A 6912-nucleotide genomic window follows, 5' to 3' on the forward strand; every position below is an offset into this window, starting at 1 on the left:
CGGGCGCGGCCTGGCGGCGCGCAGTTCTCGTGAGCTTCATTGCTTCGACCCTTCTGGTCACGTCTGGTCACGTCGTCGTGAGGTGCACATCGTGGGCCGGGCCATCAGGGGGGTCAACGAGCCCGTCTCGAAACGTTCACCGGGGCTGTGGAATCGCACAGACCTGCCGCTTCCAGGCGGCCGACGGCGGGGTATGCCGGGGCGCAGCTGATCCGGCCGGGACCCGCGGGGGCCAGGTTCTGGCAGGTTTCCGCCCCGCGCGGCGACCGGAAACCGCATCCCGCACCGGGCACCAACTGCTCCGCGCAGGAGACCGATCGGTCAGGGCCCCGAGGGGCAGGGCGTCAGACCTGGACGATCTCCGCGCCGGCCGCGTGGAACGCACGGGCCCGGGCCGCGCCGAGCTGGGTGCCGGTGATCATCGCCTCGAAGTCGTCCAGGCCGGCGAACCGCACGAAGCTCGTGACACCGAACTTGTGGTGCGCCCCGATGAAGATCCGGCGGCGGCTCACCTCGATCGCGGCCGCCTTGACGCTCGCGACGACGGGGTCGGGCGTGGTCAGGCCGTCCTCGACGGTCACACCGTTCGCGCCGATCAGCCCGAGGTCGAGGCGGAACGTGCGCAGCATGTCGACGGCCGCGCCGTCCACCACGCCCAGCGTCTTGCCGCGCACCCGCCCGCCGATGATGATCACCTGCACGTTCGGCCGCGCCGACAGCTCGGTGGCCACCGGCAGCGAGGACGTGACCACGGTCAGTTCCCGGTCCTGCGGCAGGGCCCGCGCCGCCAGCAGCGGCTGGAAGCCCTCGTCCACGAAGATGGTGCGCGCCTCCCCCAGGCGCCGGGCCACCTCGGCGGCGATCCGCGCCTTCTCCTCGGGAAAGCTCTGCCAGCGCTGCGACAGCGCCGTCTCGAACGAGCTGGTCTCCACCGGGAACGCCAGCCCGTAGCTGCGCCGGATCAGGCCCTGCGCCTCCAGCTTGCGCAGCTCACGCCGCACGGTCTCCTGCGAGACGGCGAGCATGCGCGCGGACTCGCTCACCTCGATCCGGCCGCGCCGTCGCACCAGCGCCAGCAGCTCCTTGGACCGCGGGCTCTGCGGGTCGGCCGCCACCGAGGGCGCGCCGGACTCCGGTGTCGCCTCGGGTGTCGCGGCGTGCACCGTCGCCCTGTCCCCCGTCGTCGGGCCCACGGCCCAGAGTCTGCCGGGAACGGCCGGATTTCGGAAGGTACTTCACCCGGTCAGGACAGGCCTAGCTGCTCGCCTCCAGCGGACGCACCTGGCTCGGGGGGTAGCCGAAGCGCCGGCGGAATGCCCGTCCGAAGGACCCCGGGTCGAGGAATCCGGAGCGCTGGCACGCCGTCTGCACGGCGTGCCCCCGTTCCAGCATGCTGTGCGCGAAGTCGAGCCGGATCCGCCGCACCTCGGACGCGGGCGACCGCCCGACGTCGGCGAACAGGGCCTGCAGCGATCGCACCGAGACGTGCGCCTCGGTGGCAAGGTCGGCCACGGAGAACAGGGGATCCGCGAACCGCTCGTGGATGATCGCGTACAGCCCGTCGCGAAGCGCGGCCCGGGACCGGAGCGGAGCGGACGTCGGCACCGCGTCGCGCAGACGTCTCTCGGCCCGGTGCCGCACGGCGTCGGAGGCGGTGGGCATGAAGCTCAGGACCGTCGCGCCCGTGTCATGGAGCCTTCTCGTCGACCAGTGCACCGGGCGTGGGTCTCCCGCACGCGTCATGAACCATTCCTGGCCTTGATGCGCCATTCCGCGCGCGCAGATGATCGGGCATTCCTCGGGTGGATAAGAGGTCCCGTCCAGCCGGTTGCGGTGGAGAAGCTCGTGACTCGGACCACCGACGAGGTCGAGCTCGTTCCGGTAGCCGAGAAAGGAGACCGCCGCCCGGTTCGCGACGACCACGGATCCTTCAGGCCCGATGACCCACAACGGGACGGGGGCCTCGCTGACCACGTCAGCGAGCAGCAGCCGGTCCGCAACGTGCTCGGCGGTGGGCGTGATCGGGTGGTGCGTCATTCCGGCCATCGGCTCCTCCGTTCTCCCGGGGACGGTACGCGCAGGGCGATCCCGCATTCGTTGCGCAAGCGTTTCGCGCTCGTAAAAGGGCGCCGCCGCTTCGCTTTCTGCGCATTGCCTCTCGCAAACGGCCTAGGAACGAGCGGCGCCTGTTCGGTGAGGTGGAGGCACACGGGCGGTACCCGGCCGCCCCTTTCCGACCGGAGATCAGATGACCACCTGGAACAGCACGCGAGAGGCCGCGACGCAGGACGTCCGCGCATCCCTGCGCAGGTCAGGAATGACCTGGGCGGAGATCGCAGAGCAGGTCGACCGGCCCCTGCTGTGGACCGTCGCCGCGCTCCTGGGTTCGCACCCCGTCCCCGCCGACGTCGCCGAGGCGGTCGGCCGGCTGCTCGAGCTCGACGCGGACACCGTCCTCGCCCTCCAGGAGCAGCCGTACCGCCTCAACGGCGACTCCCTCCGGGCGGACCCGACGATCTACCGCTTCTACGAGCTCCTGGACGTCTACGGCCCGGCCCTGAAGGAGGCCATCCACGAGGAGTTCGGCGACGGGATCATGAGCGCGATCAACTGCAACGTCGAGATCTCCCGCCGCGAGGACCCGGACGGGGACCGCGTCCGCGTCGTCATCGACGGCAAGTTCCTGAAGTACCAGTGGTGACCCAGACCCCGATACGGAGCCCCCTCATGTCTTACGTCACCCCCAAGGACTTCGCTGTCCGCATGGTCGACGCCGGCCAGTCCAAGGCGCTGATGTCCACCCGGGACACCTTCATCCGCGCCTACATGGCGGGCGCGATCCTCGCCCTGGCGGCGGCCTTCGCCGTCACGATCAGCGTGCAGACCGGCCAGCCGCTCGTGGGTGCCGTCCTGTTCCCGGTCGGCTTCTGCATGCTGTACCTGCTCGGCTTCGACCTGCTGACCGGCGTGTTCACCCTCGTTCCACTCGCGTGGCTGGACAAGCGCCCCGGCGTGACGGGCGCGGCGGTGCTCCGCAACTGGGGACTGGTCTTCCTGGGGAACTTCGCCGGGGCGCTGACGACCGCCCTGCTCATGGCCGTCGTCTTCACCTATGGCTTCTCCAGCCCGCCGAGCGAGGTCGGCCAGGCGATCGGTGTGATCGGTGAGGGCAGGACCGTGGGTTATGCGGAGCACGGGATGGCCGGCATGCTCACCCTCTTCGTGCGCGGGGTTCTGTGCAACTGGATGGTCTCGACCGGCGTCGTGGGCGCCATGATGTCCGACAGTCTCCCGGGCAAGGTCATCGCGATGTGGATGCCGATCATGGTGTTCTTCTACATGGGTTTCGAGCACTCCGTCGTGAACATGTTCCTCTTCCCGATAGGGCTCATGCTCGGCGGCGATTTCACGATCGGCGACTACCTGCTCTGGAACGAGCTACCGACCGTGCTCGGCAATCTCGTCGGCGGACTGATGTTCGTCGGGCTCGTGATCTATGGCACGCACCTCAGGACGGCTCCGGCAAGAGTGCTGCGCTAGGAGGTGTCCGGTGGATCCCCGTGACCACGGGGATCCACCCGACACGGGCTCAGGCCGTCCCGTCCCGGGCCGCGCGCCGCACCGACTCGTCGTGCTCGGCGTGCGCCCGGTGCAGGAGGTCCATGAGCTCGCTCTCGTCGCGGGCCTTCTGGCGGTACTTCTCGCCGAGGTTCTTGATCGTCGTCTCCTCCTCGCACAGCGCCGCGTAGACCCGGATGCGCTCGGCGTGGTCCGCCGTGTAGCCGAGGTCCAGGTACTCGCTCGCGTGGCGGCGCGCGTTCGCGATGGCGGTCTGCGCCCGGCCCGCCTTGCTCCACAGCGACGCGACCACGGTCACGATGATCACCCCGATGATGACGGTCAGGGACAGGCCGGTGCTGATCTCGAAGACCGGCACCGGCTCGCCGCCGTTGATGAACGGGACGTTGTTCTCGTGCAGCGCGTGGAGCACCAGCTTGACCCCGATGAACGCGAGGATGATGGCCAGCCCGTACGAGAGGTAGATCAGCCGGTCGAGCAGGCCGTCCAGCAGGAAGTAGAGCTGGCGCAGGCCGAGCAGCGAGAACGCGGTGGCGGTGAACACGATGTACACGTCCTGCGTCAGGCCGAAGATCGCGGGGATCGAGTCGAGCGCGAACAGCAGGTCCGTGCCGCCGATCGCGACCATGACCAGGAGCATCGGGGTCAGCGCCCGCTTGCCGTCGTGGATCGTGAACAGCTTGTCGCCGTCGTAGTCCGGGCTCGTGTGGAACAGCCTCCGGGCGATCCGCACGGCGATGTTCTCGTCGTGCCGCGACTCCGAGCTCTCCGGCTTGAGCATGTTGCCGGCCGTGACCAGCAGGATCAGGCCGAAGATGTAGAACACCCAGGCGAACGAGTTGATGAGGGCGGCGCCCAGGAAGATGAACCCGGTGCGCGCGGCCAGGGAGAACGTGATGCCGAACAGCAGCACCTTCTGCTGGTCCTCCCGCGGCACGCGGAAGCTCGTCATGATGATGAGGAACACGAAGAGGTTGTCGACCGACAGCGCCTTCTCCGTGATGTAGCCGGAGAAGTACTCGGACCCCGCGGCGACGCCGCCCAGGACCAGCACACCGACCCCGAACAGCAGCGCGATGCCGACGTAGATCGAGGACCAGATCGCGGCCTCTTTCAGCTCCGGGACGTGCGCCTTGCGGACATGGAAGAAGTAGTCGAAGAGGAGGAGCAGCACGATCGCGGCGATCGTGAGCGTCCAGACGAGCGGCGTGACTTCCATGCGGCCTGCTTTCCGGTCGAGGGACAAGGCCGCACGCTGCCCGCGACAGGTTCGGGCGACGAGGTGGGCAGTGTCCGGACGAGGCGAGGCCTTAGAGGTTACTAGCCGGGCGCGGCCGGTTCTCGTCGAAACGCATGGATCTGGCCGAGGAGCCGGGGTCCGTGTCAGACACGGGTGGTACTCCTGGGGCGTGAGCAGAGCACCGATGATGACCGAAGCACACGGCGACCTTCTGAAGGCGGACGTCGACGCCCTCGTGAACGCCGTTAACACCGTGGGGGTCATGGGCAAGGGCATCGCCCTGCAGTTCCGCCGTGCCTACCCCGAGATGTATGCCGCGTACGTCCGCGCGTGCAGGGCGGGCGAGGTAGCCGTCGGGCGGATGCACCTCTGGGCGACGGGAGCGGCGACCGGGCCGAGGTACGTCGTGAACTTCCCGACGAAGAAGCACTGGCGGTCGGGGTCTCAGTTCGCGTACATCGACGACGGCCTGGTGGATCTCGTTCGCGTGATCCAGGAGTACCGGATCGGGTCGATCGCGATCCCGCCGCTCGGCACGGGCCACGGCGGGCTGGACTGGGTCGAGGTGCGCCCGCGGATCGAGGCCGCGCTGGGCGGGCTGGCCGACGTCGAGGTGCGGCTCTACGTCCCCCCATGCCAGAACCAGGCCAGATCGCATGATCGCGGCGGACCGTCCGGCCGCACCGAGCACCCCTGATCAGCGCCCGATCGACACCCAGGGTTCACCCCTACTCCCCCACCGGGAAGATCCTCTCGCGGTCGGACGCCACCACCACCCCCCACTTGTTTGGATGGCCGTCATGAGCGCACCAGACACGGCCCTCGCGGCCCCTACCCCGACAAGCACCCGACCACGCTGGCGGTTCATCGACTCGCTGCGCGGTTTCGCCGTGTTCGGCATCCTCCTGGTCAACGCGGTGGACATCACCCGGCTCGGCATGGCCCGCGTGATGGAGGGTGGCGCCCCCGTCGACGACCCGGTGCTCGACGCGCTCTACCTCACCGTGCAGACCCGGTTCGTGCCCATCTTCGTCTTCCTGTTCGGCATGAGCCTCTGGATCGTGCTCGACGGCGCCCGCGCCCGCTCCTCCCGGCCGGTACTCGTGCTGGTGCGCCGGCTCGTCGCGCTGTCGGTCATCGGCGGGCTGCTGATGCTCGCCTACCCCGGCAACGTGCTGATCGAGTACGGCGTCGTGGGCCTGCTGATGCTGCCCGTCGTGGCATTCGCGCCCCGCTGGGTCACCCTGGCCGGCGGCGCAGTGCTCACGATCGTGGCCTACGCGATGTTCGGCGGCGGGCTCCCCTCCGTGCCGGGCCTCATCCTGCTCGGCGCGGGGACCACCGCCTACGGCCTGCCCAAGGCGCTGGAGTCCTCCGGCCGCGCGGTCGGCATCGTGTTCGCCGCCGCAGCCGTACTGACGGTGCCGGCGCTGGGCTGGCAGCTCAGCACGCCCGGCGGCGACCCGCGCTTCTCGACGGCGGGCTCCGTGGCCGGCCTGGTCATGGCTGTGCTGTACACCACGGGCCTGGCGCTGCTGTGGCGCACGCCCGCACGCCGGGTGGTCGCCGCGGTCTTCGAGCCCCTGGGCCGGATGGCCCTGACCAACTACGTGGGCGCGGCGATCGTCGTCGCGCTGGCCGCCCTCGTCGTCGACTTCGGCCACATGACCAGCGCGGCGCCCGTCGTGATCATGTCCGTGGCGCTGATCGCCGTGCAGTCCGTGCTCAGCCGGCTGTGGCTGAGGCATTTCGTCTACGGGCCCGTGGAGTGGCTGTGGCGCACGGCGACCTGGCTGCGGCCCGCGACCACGCACCGCCGCGTCGCCACGACCGAACAGTCATAGGCAAAAACCTAAAGGGTGTAGGCTGGCCGTATGGCCCGCGCACCCCTGACCCCGGACACGGTGATCGCCGAGGCAACGGCGCTGGCCGACGAGAGCGGGCTGGAGGCCGTCACGCTCTCGGCGGTCGCCCGCCGCCTCGGCGTTCGCACGCCCAGCCTGTACTCCCACGTGCGCGACCACGCCGCGCTGCTGGACGGCGTCAGCGCCGTCGCCCTCGCCGACCTGACCGCCCGCGTCGCCGAGGCGGTC

General features: G+C 69.7%; 8 protein-coding genes. 5 read left to right on the top strand and 3 right to left on the bottom strand.

All coding sequences use genetic code 11. The features are described from left to right. Positions 1 to 344 precede the first annotated feature (344 nt). Positions 345 to 1193 (bottom strand): DeoR/GlpR family DNA-binding transcription regulator, encoded by an 849-nt coding sequence (locus PROKR_RS28580; protein ID WP_245606008.1) that lies wholly within the window; start codon positions 1191 to 1193, stop codon positions 345 to 347. Between the two features lie 61 nt (positions 1194 to 1254). Next, positions 1255 to 2046, bottom strand: coding sequence for a helix-turn-helix transcriptional regulator (locus tag PROKR_RS28585; protein WP_051433467.1), 792 nt, complete (start codon positions 2044 to 2046; stop codon positions 1255 to 1257). A 202-nt stretch (positions 2047 to 2248) separates the two neighbouring features. On the opposite strand from PROKR_RS28585, the gene cynS reads away from it, so the two are divergent. After that, a complete protein-coding gene (gene cynS / locus PROKR_RS28590) occupies positions 2249 to 2701 on the top strand; it encodes a cyanase (protein ID WP_036970844.1) in 453 nt (150 codons plus the stop codon). A 26-nt stretch (positions 2702 to 2727) separates the two neighbouring features. After that, positions 2728 to 3540 (top strand): formate/nitrite transporter family protein, encoded by an 813-nt coding sequence (locus tag PROKR_RS28595; RefSeq protein WP_036970845.1) that lies wholly within the window; start codon positions 2728 to 2730, stop codon positions 3538 to 3540. A gap of 49 nt (positions 3541 to 3589) precedes the next feature. Here the strand turns inward: PROKR_RS28595 and PROKR_RS28600 are convergent, their stop codons facing one another. Then, positions 3590 to 4798, bottom strand: coding sequence for a TerC family protein (locus PROKR_RS28600; protein ID WP_036970847.1), 1209 nt, complete (start codon positions 4796 to 4798; stop codon positions 3590 to 3592). 190 nt (positions 4799 to 4988) lie between these two features. On the opposite strand from PROKR_RS28600, the gene PROKR_RS28605 reads away from it, so the two are divergent. The 3 genes from PROKR_RS28605 to PROKR_RS36560 all read left to right on the top strand — a co-directional run. Further along, the gene (locus PROKR_RS28605; protein ID WP_245606009.1) at positions 4989 to 5516 is read left to right on the top strand and encodes a macro domain-containing protein; all 528 of its coding nucleotides are present in this window, start codon (positions 4989 to 4991) and stop codon (positions 5514 to 5516) included. A gap of 103 nt (positions 5517 to 5619) precedes the next feature. Continuing rightward, on the top strand, positions 5620 to 6663 hold the full coding sequence (locus PROKR_RS28610) for a DUF418 domain-containing protein (protein ID WP_051433469.1): 1044 nt from the start codon (positions 5620 to 5622) through the stop codon (positions 6661 to 6663). Between the two features lie 30 nt (positions 6664 to 6693). Next, on the top strand, positions 6694 to 6912 hold a 219-nt coding region (locus PROKR_RS36560; RefSeq protein ID WP_036970848.1), incomplete at its 3' end, for a TetR family transcriptional regulator.

Origin of the sequence: Promicromonospora kroppenstedtii DSM 19349 (genome assembly GCF_000515355.1) — a bacterium.
GTDB classification, from domain to species: Bacteria; Actinomycetota; Actinomycetes; order Actinomycetales; family Cellulomonadaceae; genus Promicromonospora; species Promicromonospora kroppenstedtii.